Origin of the sequence: Enterobacter sp. CPE_E890 (assembly GCF_046521475.1) — a bacterium.
Classification (GTDB): domain Bacteria; phylum Pseudomonadota; class Gammaproteobacteria; order Enterobacterales; family Enterobacteriaceae; genus Enterobacter; species Enterobacter adelaidei.
In genome coordinates this window covers 4,508,067-4,524,914 of record NZ_JBKFZW010000001.1, presented here as the reverse complement: position 1 = coordinate 4,524,914, position 16,848 = coordinate 4,508,067, and the positions used below count along the sequence as shown (strand labels likewise).

The window sequence follows — 16,848 nt, the reverse complement described above, 5'->3', positions numbered from 1 at the left end:
GACACATCTTAATGGTGTGTTCGAGTCTCTCAAATTTTCGCAAGTCGATGGTGAATCGAAAGAAACATCTTCGGGTTGTGAGGTTAAGCGACTAAGCGTACACGGTGGATGCCCTGGCAGTCAGAGGCGATGAAGGACGTGCTAATCTGCGAAAAGCGCCGGCGAGGTGATATGAACCTTTGACCCGGCGATGTCCGAATGGGGAAACCCAGTGTGATTCGTCACACTATCGTTAACTGAATACATAGGTTAACGAGGCGAACCGGGGGAACTGAAACATCTAAGTACCCCGAGGAAAAGAAATCAACCGAGATTCCCCCAGTAGCGGCGAGCGAACGGGGAGCAGCCCAGAGTCTGAATCAGCTTGTGTGTTAGTGGAACGGTCTGGAAAGTCCGACGGTACAGGGTGATAGTCCCGTACACGAAAATGCACAGGTTGTGAACTCGAAGAGTAGGGCGGGACACGTGGTATCCTGTCTGAATATGGGGGGACCATCCTCCAAGGCTAAATACTCCTGACTGACCGATAGTGAACCAGTACCGTGAGGGAAAGGCGAAAAGAACCCCGGCGAGGGGAGTGAAAAAGAACCTGAAACCGTGTACGTACAAGCAGTGGGAGCACCTTCGTGGTGTGACTGCGTACCTTTTGTATAATGGGTCAGCGACTTATATTCTGTAGCAAGGTTAACCGTATAGGGGAGCCGAAGGGAAACCGAGTCTTAACTGGGCGTTAAGTTGCAGGGTATAGACCCGAAACCCGGTGATCTAGCCATGGGCAGGTTGAAGGTTGGGTAACACTAACTGGAGGACCGAACCGACTAATGTTGAAAAATTAGCGGATGACTTGTGGCTGGGGGTGAAAGGCCAATCAAACCGGGAGATAGCTGGTTCTCCCCGAAAGCTATTTAGGTAGCGCCTCGTGAACTCATCTTCGGGGTAGAGCACTGTTTCGGCTAGGGGGCCATCCCGGCTTACCAACCCGATGCAAACTACGAATACCGAAGAATGTTATCACGGGAGACACACGGCGGGTGCTAACGTCCGTCGTGAAGAGGGAAACAACCCAGACCGCCAGCTAAGGTCCCAAAGTCATGGTTAAGTGGGAAACGATGTGGGAAGGCACAGACAGCCAGGATGTTGGCTTAGAAGCAGCCATCATTTAAAGAAAGCGTAATAGCTCACTGGTCGAGTCGGCCTGCGCGGAAGATGTAACGGGGCTAAACCATGCACCGAAGCTGCGGCAGCGACACTATGTGTTGTTGGGTAGGGGAGCGTTCTGTAAGCCGTTGAAGGTGTCCTGTGAGGGGTGCTGGAGGTATCAGAAGTGCGAATGCTGACATAAGTAACGATAATGCGGGTGAAAAGCCCGCACGCCGGAAGACCAAGGGTTCCTGTCCAACGTTAATCGGGGCAGGGTGAGTCGACCCCTAAGGCGAGGCCGAAAGGCGTAGTCGATGGGAAACAGGTTAATATTCCTGTACTTGGTGTTACTGCGAAGGGGGGACGGAGAAGGCTATGTTAGCCGGGCGACGGTTGTCCCGGTTTAAGCATGTAGGCGGAACGATTAGGTAAATCCGGTCGTTTATTAACGCTGAGGTGTGATGACGAGGCACTACGGTGCTGAAGTAACAAATGCCCTGCTTCCAGGAAAAGCCTCTAAGCATCAGGTAACATCAAATCGTACCCCAAACCGACACAGGTGGTCAGGTAGAGAATACCAAGGCGCTTGAGAGAACTCGGGTGAAGGAACTAGGCAAAATGGTGCCGTAACTTCGGGAGAAGGCACGCTGATATGTAGGTGAAGCCCCTGCGGGTGGAGCTGAAATCAGTCGAAGATACCAGCTGGCTGCAACTGTTTATTAAAAACACAGCACTGTGCAAACACGAAAGTGGACGTATACGGTGTGACGCCTGCCCGGTGCCGGAAGGTTAATTGATGGGGTTAGCGGTAACGCGAAGCTCTTGATCGAAGCCCCGGTAAACGGCGGCCGTAACTATAACGGTCCTAAGGTAGCGAAATTCCTTGTCGGGTAAGTTCCGACCTGCACGAATGGCGTAATGATGGCCAGGCTGTCTCCACCCGAGACTCAGTGAAATTGAACTCGCTGTGAAGATGCAGTGTACCCGCGGCAAGACGGAAAGACCCCGTGAACCTTTACTATAGCTTGACACTGAACACTGGTCCTTGATGTGTAGGATAGGTGGGAGGCTTTGAAGCGTGGACGCCAGTCTGCGTGGAGCCGACCTTGAAATACCACCCTTTAATGGCTGGTGTTCTAACGTAGACCCGTAATCCGGGTTGCGGACAGTGTCTGGTGGGTAGTTTGACTGGGGCGGTCTCCTCCCAAAGAGTAACGGAGGAGCACGAAGGTTAGCTAATCCTGGTCGGACATCAGGAGGTTAGTGCAATGGCATAAGCTAGCTTGACTGCGAGAGTGACGGCTCGAGCAGGTGCGAAAGCAGGTCATAGTGATCCGGTGGTTCTGAATGGAAGGGCCATCGCTCAACGGATAAAAGGTACTCCGGGGATAACAGGCTGATACCGCCCAAGAGTTCATATCGACGGCGGTGTTTGGCACCTCGATGTCGGCTCATCACATCCTGGGGCTGAAGTAGGTCCCAAGGGTATGGCTGTTCGCCATTTAAAGTGGTACGCGAGCTGGGTTTAGAACGTCGTGAGACAGTTCGGTCCCTATCTGCCGTGGGCGCTGGAGAATTGAGGGGGGCTGCTCCTAGTACGAGAGGACCGGAGTGGACGCATCACTGGTGTTCGGGTTGTCATGCCAATGGCATTGCCCGGTAGCTAAATGCGGAAGAGATAAGTGCTGAAAGCATCTAAGCACGAAACTTGCCCCGAGATGAGTTCTCCCTGACCCTTTAAGGGTCCTGAAGGAACGTTGAAGACTACGACGTTGATAGGTCGGGTGTGTAAGCGCAGCGATGCGTTGAGCTAACCGATACTAATGAACCGTGAGGCTTAACCTTACAACGCCGAAGCTGTTTCGGCGAAGAGACAGACAATCAAATTTCAGCCTTGATACAGATTTAACAGAATTTGCCTGGCGGCTTTAGCGCGGTGGTCCCACCTGACCCCATGCCGAACTCAGAAGTGAAACGCCGTAGCGCCGATGGTAGTGTGGGGTCTCCCCATGTGAGAGTAGGGAACTGCCAGGCATCAAATTTAGCGTGCTGATATGGCTCAGTTGGTAGAGCGCACCCTTGGTAAGGGTGAGGTCCCCAGTTCGACTCTGGGTATCAGCACCACTTTATACTTAGGTTAAAGTTCGGCAAGAAGTAAAAGAATTTGTCTGGCGGCTTTAGCGCGGTGGTCCCACCTGACCCCATGCCGAACTCAGAAGTGAAACGCCGTAGCGCCGATGGTAGTGTGGGGTCTCCCCATGTGAGAGTAGGGAACTGCCAGACATCAAACAAGTGAAAAGGCCATCCGAAAGGATGGCCTTTTTGCGTTTATGTGCAGAAAAAACGGTAGGCCGGGCAAGGCGCAACCCCCACCCGGCAGAGAAAACGACTAATGAATCACCTGTGACAAGAAGGTCCGTGTGCGTTCTGACTTCGGATGAGCAAAGAACTCATCTGGCGGTGCCTGCTCGACAATCTCGCCACGATCCATGAAGATCACCCGGTCTGCTACGGTTCTGGCAAATCCCATTTCATGTGTCACGCACAACATGGTCATCCCGGATTGTGCCAGCCCAATCATAGTATCCAGGACTTCCTTCACCATTTCAGGGTCCAGTGCTGAGGTAGGTTCATCAAACAGCATGATTTTGGGCTTCATACAAAGCGAGCGGGCGATAGCCACACGCTGCTGTTGACCACCCGATATCTGGCCTGGAAATTTATTGGCATGTTCGGCAATGCGGACGCGTTCCAGATAGTGCATCGCCAGTGCTTCGGCCTCCTTTTTGGGCAACTTTTGAACCCAGATTGGTGCCAGCGTGCAGTTCTGCAGGACGGTTAGATGTGGGAACAAATTAAAGTGTTGAAACACCATTCCTACTTCCTGACGAACACGTTCGATATTGCGGATATCTTCATTCAGCTCAATACCATCAACAACAATACGTCCCTGTTGATGTTCTTCCAGATGGTTAATACAGCGAATAGTCGTGGATTTACCTGAACCTGAAGGTCCACAAAGTACGATGCGTTCGCCCTGTTTAACCTTCAGGTTGATGTCTTTCAGGACATGAAACTGTCCGTACCATTTATTTACGTCTTCCAGCGTAATCATCGCGTCGGCGGGTGTCATAGTAATTTGGCTCATAATTTCCTCAGTGCGGTGTACGCCCGGTGTTAAAGCGCTTTTCCAGATGCTGGCTATAGCGCGACATGCTAAAACAAAAGATCCAGTAGATTAGGGCAGCAAAGACATATCCTTCGGTGGACATCCCCAGCCAGACGGGGTCTACGGTGGCCTGCTGCACGCTGCTAAAGAGATCGAACAATCCGATAATGATTACCAGGCTGGTATCTTTGAAGAGGGCAATGATCGTGTTAACCAGACCCGGGATAACCAGCTTGAGTGCCTGGGGAAGAATGACCAGCCCCTGCGTTTTCCAATAACCGAGCGCCAGTGATTCCGCTGCTTCGTACTGGCCTTTAGGCAACGCCTGCAGACCACCGCGCACAACTTCAGCGACATAGGCGGACTGGAAGAGAATCACACCGACCAGGGCGCGGATCAGTTTGTCGATCGTTGTACCTTCTGCCATAAACAGCGGCAGCATGACCGAGGACATAAACAGAACGGTAATGAGCGGTACACCGCGCCAGAACTCAATGAAGATAACGGAAAGGACACGCACGACAGGCATTTTTGAACGCCGTCCCAGGGCAAGTAAAATCCCCCACGGCAGAGCACCGGCTATTCCCACTGAAGCGATAATTAGCGTTAACGTTAGACCGCCCCACTGGCGGGTTTCAACGCGTTCCAGCCCCAGGAAACCGCCATACAACAGCACCCAGACAATAATCGGATAGACCACGGCCCAGACGGCAATATAGCGTCCACGATGAGGCAGCTTTTTCCAGAACATGATAGCGATTGAGAGCAGGCCAATAACCAGCGCAAGATTAATCCGCCAGCGCTGTTCGTGCGGATACAATCCATACATGAATTGCCCGAAACGCTCATGAATAAACACCCAGCAGGCACCGGATTTTGTGCAGTCTGCACGGGTTGAACCGACCCAGTTGGCCTGTAAAAACGCCCAGTTCAGCAGTGGAGGAATCAATTCCCACATGAGCCACAGGCAGACAATCGTCAACAGGCTGTTACTCCAGCTGGAGAACAGATTCTTACGCGCCCAGAGAATGAAACGTCCACCTGTCGAGTGGGCAGGGCGCGAGGAGTGCGACAGTATCGCTTTTGTCATCATAGTTCCTTAGCGCTCGACCAGTGCTATACGACGGTTATAGAGGTTCATCAGCAATGAAATCACCAGGCTGATGATCAGATAGACAGACATGGTGATGGCGATGGTTTCAATGGCTTGCCCTGTCTGGTTAAGCACGGTTCCGGCGAACAGTGACACCATATCGGGGTAACCAATGGCAGCGGCCAGCGATGAGTTTTTGACAATGTTGAGGTACTGGCTGGTCAGGGGCGGAATGATGACCCTTAATGCCTGAGGTATGATGACCTGGCGAAGCGTCACGGTATGGGGCAACCCCAGAGAGCGTGCTGCCTCGTGTTGTCCATGCGGTACGGCCTGGATCCCTGAACGGATAATCTCAGCGATAAATGCGGACGTATAAATCGAAAGTGCCAGCGTCAGGGATGCCAGTTCAGGGATCAATACCATCCCGCCCTGAAAGTTAAAACCACGCAGATGTGGAACATCCCAGTGTAGTGCGGCACCAAAGAGCCAGTGTGTCAAAAGCGGCAGGCCGATAACCAAGGCAGCAGCCGTTGGCCAGGTTTTACGAAGCTGGCCGGTTTTGATCTGATGCTTGCGGTTAAAGCGGAATACTGCAACAGAAAGGGCAAGCGCTATCACTATCGCGCCAATGAAAGCGTAAAGTCCTTCGCCTGGCAGAGGTGAAGGAATAGACAACCCTCGGTTACTCAGGAAAAACAGATCAAACGCGTCAACGGCCTGGCGGGGACCGGGAAGGTTACGCAGTACGGCGAAATACCAGAAGAAAATCTGCAGCAACGGGGGGATATTGCGGAACGTCTCGATGTAGACAGTTGAAAGCTTCCGCAGGAGCCAGTTTTCAGAAAGACGCGCCAGACCAATAAAGAAGCCCAGTATCGACGCGAAGACGATACAAAGCGCCGATACCAACAGAGTATTCAGTAAACCGACCACGAACACGCGTCCGTACGTGTCACCTTCCTGGTAATCAATAAGGTGCTGAACAATGCCAAACCCCGCGCTGCGATCTAAAAACGCGAAACCGGAGGTAATACCGCGATTATTCAGGTTGGAGATGGTGTTATGGATGAGATACACGGCGATGAGAACAACCGCAACAATAGCAATAATCTGGAATAGCCAGGCGCGGACCGCGGGATGAGAAAAGGATAGCGATCCTTTTACGGCTGAGCGGCGATGGGACATAAAGAAACCTCAGTAACCATGACTCTGGAGTGGGCACTGCCGGAACAGTGCCCGTTACAGCTATGACTTAACGTACAGGTGGCGCGTACTGAATACCGCCGTTGTTCCAGAGATTGTTCTGGCCGCGTTTGATCTTCAGCGGGCTTTCCGATCCCACGTTGCGTTCAAAGATCTCAGAGTAGTTGCCCACCTGTTTGATGATGTTGTAGGCCCACTTGTTATCCAGCTTCAGATCCTTGCCGAAATCACCTTCTGTACCAAGCAGGTGTGCCATATCCGGGTTGGATGGCTTAGCCGCTTTCTCATCGACGTTTTTCGAGTTGATGCCCATCTCTTCCGCGTTCAGCATGGCAAACAGCGTCCAGCGAACGATGGAGAACCAGTCTTCATCACCACGACGGACAACCGGTCCAAGAGGTTCTTTCGAGATTACTTCAGGCAGGACAATCCATTCTGCCGGATTGCTCAGCTTAATACGTAACGCATACAGCTGTGACTGGTCAGAGGCCAGTGTGTCACAACGACCAGATTCCAGCGCTTTAGCTGATTCATCGGAGCGGTCAAATGTGACAGGGGTGTATTTCATGTTATTGGCTTTGAAATAATCCGCGACGTTCAGCTCGGTATCGGTACCCGCCTGAATACAAACCGTGGCACCATCCAGTTCCTTCGCGCTTTTCAGGCCAGCTTTATTGTGGGTCAGGAAGCCGATGCCGTCATAATAGGTTACACCGGTAAATGACATCCCCATACCTGCATCACGGGAAGAGGTCCAGGTCGTATTACGGGAGAGCATGTCGACCTCGCCGGACTGCAGCGCCGTAAAGCGTTCTTTCGCCGTCAGCGGGGTATATTTTACTTTGCTGTCATCGCCAAAAACGGCGGCGGCGACGCCACGGCAGACATCCACATCAATCCCGGTAAATTTGCCATTAGCATCGGCATAAGAGAAGCCAGGCAAACCGTCACTGATACCACATTGAACAAAACCTTTCTTTTTAACGGCATCCAGTGTCGTTCCCGCATGGGCTTGACCGGCTACGGCAAACATCATGCCTGCAGCGGCCAGGCTGGCTATCATCGTCTTTTTCATAATGCATCCTGTGTGGCGAAATTTATCGTTATAGAGGCGTTTTTAAACGCTTTACCTGTCTGTGGCTTTGGCCAACGTTTATAAAGCAAACGTAATGCCAGTTTTGCGTTCGACAAAATAAGAGACGAGTGAACGCTTAATGCTGAGTGTAGACAGGCTTAAATAAAACGAGCGCCCCGAAACGGTGCAAAATTACAACCTGTGCCACAAATCGGAGCAAAAGTTTCAATGCTATTTGGATTGGAAGAGTAGATAGTTTCAGGGGTGAATATTGGCAGGGTATTAAATGCTATTAATATGTGAAAATCATCACGATAGGGTGTGCAATTTAAATGGATTCACTAAAAAGATGTGATTGCCTTCAGGCTTGAATTAATCGCGAGGATAAATACGGGGCTATTTTTTTACTTATTTGAAAATAGTGCACTAATTAAAAGCAAAAGCGCGGCTTTGGCCGCGCTTTTTGAACAGATGTTACTTAGTCAGGGCAACAATACCCAGCGTCAAGCCCGCGACTGCGGCAGCACCGCCGGCGATAGCGCCTGCTGTTTCCCAGTTATCCTGGGTGGTGCCTTTCATACAGGTATTGGTATGAACCAGTCGGCCCTGGTCGTCGTAAACCGGTACACATGGAGAATCGTGCGCGCAACCAGCAAGCAGCGCAGCGAGTAGTGCAACGGAAATGAATCTTTTCATGATGTTACCTCAGTATTATTTCTCATCCGCTATAAAGCCAGGAGGGCTATTAACGAACTGGATGTTATTTTACCACCAGGGTAAGCCCTCGTTACACGAGGAATAATCTCAAATTATGTAGTTTGTAAAAATCGTGGAGAAAAGTCATTTTCAAGGTGAATTAATGGAGGAATTGTGGAGTTGCAAGAAGCTGTTTTTACTTAATGCAAATAATCGTTTTTTTAGAGGGTTATTTTTTAATGCCTAATTCATTGTTTACGTTAAAAATAAAAAAGGCACCAGAGGTGCCTTTCAGGGAAACATTAATCCTTATGGCGAGTAAATCTTCGCCGGACAACCACAAAGAAGACCGGCACGAAGAAAATCGCCAGAAGGGTTGCAGAAAGCATACCTCCCATAACGCCCGTACCGACGGCATTTTGCGCGCCGCTCCCGGCCCCGGTGCTGATCACCAGCGGCATGACACCCAGAATAAAGGCAAGGGACGTCATCAGAATCGGTCGAAGGCGCATTCTTGAGGCTTCTAGCGTGGCTTCAATGAGGCCTTTACCTTCTTTATCCATCAGGTCTTTAGCAAATTCGACGATCAGAATGGCGTTTTTCGCCGATAAACCGATCGTCGTCAGCAGGCCGACCTGGAAATAGACGTCATTGTTTAGCCCACGCAATGATGCTGCGAGAAGTGCCCCAATGACACCCAGCGGCACTACCAGCATGACGGAGAAGGGAATGGACCAGCTTTCGTACAGGGCTGCCAGACACAGGAACACCACGATCAGTGAAATGGCGTATAGCGCAGGCGCCTGGTTACCGGAAAGCCGCTCCTGGTATGACATTCCCGTCCAGTCATAGCCGATGCCGGAAGGCAATTTTGCCGCGAGGCTCTCCATCATAGCCATCGCTTCACCGGTACTTTTACCCGGTGCCGACTCACCGAGGATCTCCATGGAAGGCATTCCGTTATAGCGCTCCAGGCGAGGTGAACCATACACCCAGTGAGCGTTGCTAAAGGCTGAGAACGGGACCATTTCCCCATTCGCGCTGCGTACGTAGAGGCTGTTAATGTCCCCTGGCAACATACGGAATCGGGCATCGGCCTGCACGTAAACCTTTTTCACGCGACCATGATCGATAAAGTCGTTCACATAGGTGCCACCCAACGCAGTCGAGATCGTCTGGTTAACGTCAGAAAGGCTGACACCTAATGCCTGGGCTTTCTCCTGGTCAACATCCAGTTTGAACTGAGGGGTATCTTCCAGACCGTTAGGACGCACGCGCACCAGCAGGTCAGGGTGCTCTTTCACCATGCCGAGAAGTTGATTGCGTGCCTGTGTCAGTTGGGTATGCCCCAGGTTAGCCTGATCAATCAACTCAAAGTCGAAGCCCGTTGCGGTACCTAACTCAATAATGGCAGGCAGGTTAAACGGGAACACAAGGCCGTCTTTAATCTGACTGAAGGCTTTCGTCGCGCGACCGACAATGGCCTCGACGCCATTTTTCTCCCCCGGGCGCTCCTCCCAGGGCTTCAGGCTGACGAACGCAATACCGGAGTTCTGACCCTGGCCGCTGAAGCTAAAGCCGTTAACGGTAAAGACGGACTCAACATTTGCCTTCTCTTTATTCAGATAGTAGTCCTGAACCTGATCGAGAACCTGCTGAGTCCGCGTCTGGGTCGCACCTGCCGGGAGTTGAACCATCGTCATAAACACCCCCTGATCCTCTTCGGGCAGGAAGGAGGTGGGTAAACGCAGGAAGAGCACCGCCATCCCACCGACAATAATGACGTACACCACCAGATAGCGCCCGGTCTTACGCAAAATACCGCTCACGCTGTTGCTGTAGTGTTCCACGCTCTGATCAAAGCGCGCATTAAACCAGCCAAAGAAGCCCCCTTTTTTTTCATGGTGGCCTCTGGAGACTGGCTTAAGCAATGTTGCACACAGCGCTGGCGTAAGGATCAGCGCGACAAGCACAGACAGCGCCATCGCCGAGACGATAGTCAGTGAGAACTGGCGATAGATCGCCCCCGTCGAGCCACCAAAAAAGGCCATTGGAATAAAGACCGCCGAGAGCACCATGGCTATACCCACCAGTGCCCCCTGGATCTGCCCCATTGATTTCTGCGTTGCCTCTTTTGGCGGCAGTTTGTCCTCAACCATGACACGTTCAACGTTCTCGACAACCACGATAGCGTCATCAACCAGCAGACCTATCGCCAGCACCATCCCGAACATCGTGAGGGTATTGATTGAGAAGCCGAATGCTGCCAGCACCGCAAAAGTGCCCAGCAGGACGACCGGCACCGCGATAGTCGGGATGAGCGTCGCCCGCAGGTTTTGCAGGAACAGGTACATGACCAGGAAGACGAGAACGATCGCTTCAAACAGGGTCTTCACCACTTCGTGGATGGAGATTTTCACAAACGGCGTGGTGTCATACGGGTAGACAACCTTCAGACCTTGCGGGAAGAATTGTTGCAACTGCGCCAGTTTGCTCTTGATGGCTGCTGCCGTATCCAGCGCGTTTGCCCCGGTTGCCAGTTTAATCCCCAGACCTGTTGCCGCCTGCCCGTTGATTTTGGTCACCATATTGTAGTTTTCGCCACCCAGCTCAATGCGAGCCACATCCTTCAGGTGAACCATGGAACCGTCCTGGTTCACCTTGAGCGTCACGCGGCCAAACTCTTCCGGTGATTTCAGACGGGTTTGTGCGATGATCGAGGCATTCAACTGCTGTCCTGGGATGGATGGCGTCCCGCCCAACTGACCTGCTGCTATCTGGTCGTTCTGCGTTTTCAACTGGTTGATAATATCCAGCGGCGTCAGCTGGTATTTGTTCATCGCATTGCTGTCGAGCCAGATGCGCATAGCATATTGGGCGCCAAACAGCTGCACGTCACCGACACCAGACGTTCGGCTGATGGCATCTTTGACGTTCGAAGCGACATAGTCGGAGATGTCATTCTGCGTAAGGTTTTTATTGTCTGATACAAAACCGGCGACCAGCAGGAAGCTGCTGCTGGATTTCTCAACGCCAATCCCTTGCTGCTGCACCTCTTGCGGCAGCAGCGGCATGGCGAGCTGCAGCTTGTTTTGTACCTGCACCTGGGCGATGTCCGGATCGGTTCCTGACTGGAAAGTCAGGGTGATAGTGACGTTACCCGCTGAATCGCTGGTGGAGGACATATACATCAGGTTATCAATACCGTTCATGTTCTGTTCGATAACCTGGGTCACGGTATCCTGCACCGTTTGAGCATCTGCTCCCGGGTAAGTTGCGGATATGGCCACGGCGGGAGGGGCGATGGTTGGATACTGCGCGACGGGAAGTTTGAGAATGGCCAGCCCGCCTGCAATCATCAAAATGATGGCAAGTACCCAGGCGAAAACAGGCCTCTGAATAAAGAAATTAGCCATGTCGTCGTCCCTTAACCGGCTGGTGTCGTGGTGGTATCCGGCGTGGCGACGACGGTAGCCCCCGGTCTGATTTTCTGTAAACCGCTGACAATCACACGGTCACCGTTTTTTAAACCTCCTGTCACCAGCCACCGATCGCCAATCGCCTGAGGCGCAACAACGGTACGCGACTCCACCTGGTTTTTGTCGTTAACCAGCAGTACGATAGCGTCGCCCTGTGGTGTGCGTGTCACACCTTGTTGTGGAACCAGAATGGCATCCGGTTGTATGCCTTCATCAATGCGGGCGCGAACAAACATACCGGGTAGCAGCAGGTGTTGAGGATTGGGGAAAATGGCACGCAGGGTAATCGAACCGGTACTTTCGTCGACGGTAACATCAGAGAATTGCAATGTGCCTTTCAGCGGATAGGGCTGACCATTCTCCATCAGCAACTCAACGGTGCTGGTGGCATCGCCTTTCTGCAGGCTGGTCTGTTTCAGTCGCATGAAATCATTGCTGGACTGTGTGACATCGACATAAATCGGATCAAGCTGCTGGACTGTTGCCAGTGCGGTGGCCTGTCCGCTCGTAACAAGCGCTCCCTCGGTTACGCTGGATTTACCGATGCGACCAGCGACAGGTGACGTCACTTTGGTATAGGCAAGATTGATACGTGCAGATTCCACACCTGCCTGGGCGGCGGCAACGCTGGCGTCTGCCTGTTGAGCCGTCGCCACTGCCTGATCGTATTCCTGTTTGCTCACATATTGTGTGCCAACCAGCGGGAGATAACGCTTCACCGTCAGATGCGCGATATTCGCTGCTGCCTGAGACTTCAACAGTTCGGCTTTGGCGTTGTCATAGGCTGCCTGCCAGGTCGCGGGATCAATCTGGTAAAGTGACTCACCTGCTTTAACATCGCTCCCTTCCGTGAAATTGCGACGCAGGATTATGCCGCTAACCTGCGGGCGAACCTCCGCAACGCGAAATGCATCTGTTCTGCCCGGGAGTTCAGTGGTGACAGCCAGAGGGGCGCTTTTCACTACATGGACGCTGACCTGAGGTGCTTGTGGATGTGGTTGATGATTTTCCTGTCCATCGCATCCAGTGAGCAGTACCGCACAGACAATGAAACCGGATAAGGGCAAGCGTCTGAAATGATTCGTCATTACTGTTCCTTTAAATACCCATTAACCGATATTTGCCGTGGCTCGGTAGCTGGGGCAGAGGGATAAAAATAAAATGTAGCTGCGTATAATAATGAGGGTATTTAATGTTTTTTAATTTATAAGTGCGAATGACCAACTATGTTGGAAAAATCAGAATCAGACCCGGTGTAATCAGCGTTATACTTCTGGCGTGTTAATCAGATAAATAGGGTTTAATTTCTCATGCTATTCATTTGGTGAATTTAATAGTGCTTATGTATTTGTCTTAATTATAAATTAAGTTAATTGACTTTTTTTGTGCAAAATTAAAACTGATTTTGGTGAATACTTTCCTTCAACTGAACCCGGTATGACGTACAAATCTTGTGAGTAACGAGTAGTTATCTATGGCGCGTAAAAAGAAAGAAGAGGCTCAACAAACCCGACAGCAGCTGATCGAAGCGGCTATTGAACAGTTTGCGATGCGTGGCGTGGCCAACACGACGCTGACGGATATCGCTGATGCCGCTAAGGTTACGCGCGGTGCGATCTACTGGCACTTTACCAGTAAATCAGAAATATTTAATGCCATCTGGGAACAGCAATTACCACTTCGCGACATTATTCGCGACAGACTTTCTGTTTCTGAAAACGATGATCCGTTGTTAATACTTCGTGAGCAATTTATTACTGCATTGCAATATATTGCGCGTGAGCCCCGACAATGTGCGCTTTTACAAATTTTGTATCATAAGTGTGAATTCAGCAATGATATGACTCAAGAGAGTGAAATCAGGAAACGCATTGGATTTAATTATGATTATTTACGTACCACGCTGGAGGCATGTATTGCGCGAAAAAGCATTTCGGCACAGGTAAATGTTGATCTTACTTTGATTGTATTTCACGGTTTTTTTAGCGGAATAATTAAAAACTGGTTAATGAATAACGACAGTTTTAATCTATATCAGCAGGCTCCGGCACTGGTCGATAGCATTCTGGCGACACTCCCTGTCATCCGGGTATCGCCCGATGATGCTTACTGCTCAGCGTCAGGTAACATTTCTCCCCTGGCACAAAGCGCCTCTATGGTCTGTGCGCTGACAGGTTTACCTAACAGATAACCCTGAAGGGTGTTACAGCCTAGCTCTGTCAAAAAGGTTTGCTGTGCTTCGGTTTCTACACCTTCAGCCACGACTTTCAGGTTGAGTGTTTTTGCGAGAGCCACAATCGCCGAGACAATGGTTGCATCTCCGCTTTCCCCACTTAACTCTTTCACAAATGCTTTGTCGATCTTCAATTCACAGGCCGGTAAACGCTTGAGATACAGCAGGCTCGAATATCCGGTACCAAAGTCATCAATGGAGGCTTTCACACCCGCATCGGTCAGCTCCGTCAACACCCGTACACTCTCATCCGGGTTACTCATTGCCGTGGTTTCCGTCACTTCGAGGATCAACTTTTCCGGTGGCACATTGTGGTGCGCCAGACAGTCGAGAACGGTTTTTACCAGTGACGGTTGTTCAAACTGCAATGTCGAGAGGTTTACGGCCATCGACCAGCTTTGATGGCCCTGAAGATGCCATTCCCTCAACTGGCGACAGGCTTCATTGATTACCCAGTTACCGATGGGAATGATGAGCCCCGTTTTTTCCGCCAGCGGCAGAAAAAGGTCTGGCGTCAGTAATCCTTGTTTCGGGTGTTGCCAGCGCAGTAACGCCTCGAAACCGAGGACAGGGCCAGCTGGCGCGTGAAATTTTGGCTGATAAACAAGGCGGAGCTCATCACGATTAATAGCCATCCACAGGTCGTTCATTAACTGGAGATGGGTCTGCGCCAGAGTGTTCATGGAGGGCTGGAAGAAGTGGTAGCCATTTCGTCCCATATGTTTGGTGTGGTACATCGCTGCATCCGCATTAAACATCAGCTCACGTTCGGTTTTGCCGTCGTGAGGATACAATGCGATACCAATGCTGAGTGTCACCATCAGTTCATAGGGATCGAGATTGAACGGGCGATCTATCGCGTGAACCAGTGAGTTTGCCAGAGAAGCCGCATCGTCCGGACCTTCTCCTTCTGCCAGCAGAACAAACTCATCACCTCCGATACGTGCAAGGGTGAACTGGCCTTTCAGGGGAAGCAACAGACGCTGCGTCACGGCGACCAGCAGCTTGTCACCGATATCATGGCCGTAGGCGTCATTGATGGCTTTAAAACCGTCAAGATCCATGAACATCAAGGCAAAATTGCTGCCTTCACGAGCGGCTTTGCAGATGGCCTGATCGAGTCGGTCTTCCAGCAGTACGCGATTGGGCAGACGCGTTAGCGTATCTTGCAGCGCCAGCTGCGCGAGTTCCCGGTTAGCCTCTGCAAGTGATGAGGCAAGAAGGGCGGTACGTGCCTGAAGGCGGGCATCCAGCATCGACACCAGCAGGCTGATCCCAAGAATAGAGAGAGCAACAACGCTGACCAGCACCGCCAGCCAGCTCCCGTTAATGCCGTCATGGTGCACCATCGTCGACATTGGAAACTGTGCGGCTTTCATTCCGGCGTAGTGCATACCGGCAATGGCAATCCCCATGGTGATGGCTGCACCCATGCGCATCAGTACGACCTGAGCGGCTTCCTGGCGCAAGCGGAACGTCAGCCACAATGCCGCGAGTGAAGCGGCAAGTGCAATGGCGACCGAAATGGCGACCCATAGCTTGTCCCAGATAATACCCGGTGTGACCTCCAGCGCTGCCATACCGGTGTAATGCATGGCCACGATGCCACTTCCCATCACTAACGCCCCGGGCAACAGACGGCGCAAACGCAATTGCTCGCAGCTGACGAGCCACAGCGCAAACAGTGACGAACCCACCGCTATGATCATGGATAACACCGTCAGATTGGCGTTGTAACTCATGCTCATGGAGAGGTCCATCGCCAGCATGCCGATGAAATGCATCGCCCACACGCCAATACCCATGGCAATCCCGCCACCAGCCAGCCAGATACGGGCTGCGACACCCTGGCTCCCGGCAACGCGCGCGGCCATATTCAGCGCGGTATACGCGGCAAGGATAGCAACAACAAAGGAGAGGACTACAAGGATATGGTTGTATTGGCTAACCAGCATGGTCGGTTCTACTCGAGTTTGACGTTACGCCAGAGCGGTTGAGAAGGGCGAGACATTATCATCGGAAGGTAATGGCTCAAAGGGATTTAAATCCCTGTTTTTAGTGTGTAATAACAGGGAGGCTGGTGGGGAAAGAGGCTTAGTCGAGTTCTGAACAGTTCACTAATTTCAGCGGATTGACGGAGTTCATATTGCGACACTTATCGGTTTCGGTGCTCATCAGTTCAATCCACTGCATCAGGAGTGCATCGAAAATGAAAATGGAGATTGCGAAGACAACCAGCCACCAGTATTTACGAATCATTGTGTCATTCCGCGAGAAGAGAGTCAGTAATGTGGTGGAAATATACACGAAACGTCGCGGTTTAAAAGCGGGATAAGTGAAGGTTTACAAAGCGTTGACGGTCACAGGTGCGGGCAATAAAAAAGGCGCATCCCCATGCCAGGTAGCGCCTTTTTAAACATGCATTTCGCTAATCGGAATTAGTTCATGCCGTATTTTTTCAGTTTCTTACGCAGAGTACCACGGTTGATACCCATCATCAGCGCAGCGCGGGTTTGGTTACCGCGGGTGTATTGCATCACCATGTCCAACAGTGGCTGTTCAACTTCAGCCAGTACCAGCTCATACAGGTCATTAACATCCTGACCGTTCAGTTGAGCAAAATAGTTCTTCAGTGCCTGTTTAACCGAGTCACGCAGGGGCTTTTGAGTTACCTGGTCCTGAGAGTTAACGGTAGAAACGGTCAGTACGTCAGAATTTACGCGTTGTTCGAACATAGTTCTGTCAGCTCTTTATTTC

At 51.4% G+C, this 16,848-nt stretch carries 11 protein-coding genes, 1 tRNA gene and 3 rRNA genes; 5 read left to right on the top strand and 10 right to left on the bottom strand.

Annotated elements, in window-relative coordinates; genetic code table 11:
* The first annotated feature begins 81 nt into the window (after positions 1-81).
* From ACLHV9_RS22325 to rrf (ACLHV9_RS22310), 4 genes are all read left to right on the top strand, one after another.
* A 23S ribosomal RNA gene (locus tag ACLHV9_RS22325) occupies positions 82-2,985 on the top strand.
* 73 nt (positions 2,986-3,058) lie between these two features.
* Positions 3,059-3,174 (top strand): 5S ribosomal RNA (rrf, locus tag ACLHV9_RS22320).
* Between the two features lie 14 nt (positions 3,175-3,188).
* Positions 3,189-3,264 (top strand) — tRNA-Thr (locus ACLHV9_RS22315).
* 43 nt (positions 3,265-3,307) lie between these two features.
* A 5S ribosomal RNA gene (rrf, locus tag ACLHV9_RS22310) occupies positions 3,308-3,423 on the top strand.
* Between the two features lie 106 nt (positions 3,424-3,529).
* Here the strand turns inward: rrf (ACLHV9_RS22310) and ACLHV9_RS22305 are convergent.
* The 7 genes from ACLHV9_RS22305 to ACLHV9_RS22275 form a co-directional block, all read right to left on the bottom strand.
* Complete coding sequence (locus ACLHV9_RS22305) at positions 3,530-4,288, bottom strand: amino acid ABC transporter ATP-binding protein (RefSeq protein ID WP_028018574.1); 759 nt, start codon at positions 4,286-4,288, stop codon at positions 3,530-3,532.
* 7 nt (positions 4,289-4,295) lie between these two features.
* The gene (locus ACLHV9_RS22300) at positions 4,296-5,399 is read right to left on the bottom strand and encodes an amino acid ABC transporter permease (protein ID WP_049007524.1); all 1,104 of its coding nucleotides are present in this window, start codon (positions 5,397-5,399) and stop codon (positions 4,296-4,298) included.
* 9 nt (positions 5,400-5,408) lie between these two features.
* Positions 5,409-6,590 (bottom strand): amino acid ABC transporter permease, encoded by a 1,182-nt coding sequence (locus ACLHV9_RS22295; RefSeq protein ID WP_407221078.1) that lies wholly within the window; start codon positions 6,588-6,590, stop codon positions 5,409-5,411.
* A 67-nt stretch (positions 6,591-6,657) separates the two neighbouring features.
* A complete protein-coding gene (locus tag ACLHV9_RS22290; protein ID WP_047071242.1) occupies positions 6,658-7,683 on the bottom strand; it encodes an amino acid ABC transporter substrate-binding protein in 1,026 nt (341 codons plus the stop codon).
* 474 nt (positions 7,684-8,157) lie between these two features.
* The gene (locus ACLHV9_RS22285) at positions 8,158-8,379 is read right to left on the bottom strand and encodes a lipoprotein (RefSeq protein WP_008502867.1); all 222 of its coding nucleotides are present in this window, start codon (positions 8,377-8,379) and stop codon (positions 8,158-8,160) included.
* Positions 8,380-8,681: 302 nt separating this feature from the next.
* Positions 8,682-11,795: an efflux RND transporter permease subunit gene (locus tag ACLHV9_RS22280; protein WP_407221077.1), complete on the bottom strand. Its 3,114-nt coding sequence runs from the start codon at positions 11,793-11,795 to the stop codon at positions 8,682-8,684.
* Between the two features lie 11 nt (positions 11,796-11,806).
* Positions 11,807-12,946, bottom strand: a complete 1,140-nt coding sequence (locus ACLHV9_RS22275) for an efflux RND transporter periplasmic adaptor subunit (protein WP_407221076.1) — start codon at positions 12,944-12,946, stop codon at positions 11,807-11,809.
* 386 nt (positions 12,947-13,332) lie between these two features.
* On the opposite strand from ACLHV9_RS22275, the gene envR reads away from it, so the two are divergent.
* Complete coding sequence (envR, locus tag ACLHV9_RS22270) at positions 13,333-14,049, top strand: acrEF/envCD operon transcriptional regulator (RefSeq protein WP_049007528.1); 717 nt, start codon at positions 13,333-13,335, stop codon at positions 14,047-14,049.
* Here the strand turns inward: envR and ACLHV9_RS22265 are convergent.
* The 3 genes from ACLHV9_RS22265 to fis form a co-directional block, all read right to left on the bottom strand.
* Entirely contained in the window at positions 13,965-16,046 is a 2,082-nt protein-coding gene (locus tag ACLHV9_RS22265; protein WP_407221075.1) for a putative bifunctional diguanylate cyclase/phosphodiesterase, read from the bottom strand. The two genes, envR and ACLHV9_RS22265, sit on opposite strands and share 85 nt — an antisense overlap.
* A 139-nt stretch (positions 16,047-16,185) precedes the next feature.
* Positions 16,186-16,350 carry a DUF2556 family protein gene (locus ACLHV9_RS22260; protein ID WP_028016985.1) on the bottom strand — a complete coding sequence of 55 codons (165 nt, stop codon included), beginning with the start codon at positions 16,348-16,350 and terminating at the stop codon, positions 16,186-16,188.
* A gap of 179 nt (positions 16,351-16,529) precedes the next feature.
* Entirely contained in the window at positions 16,530-16,826 is a 297-nt protein-coding gene (gene fis, locus ACLHV9_RS22255; RefSeq protein ID WP_000462905.1) for a DNA-binding transcriptional regulator Fis, read from the bottom strand.
* Positions 16,827-16,848 lie beyond the last annotated feature (22 nt).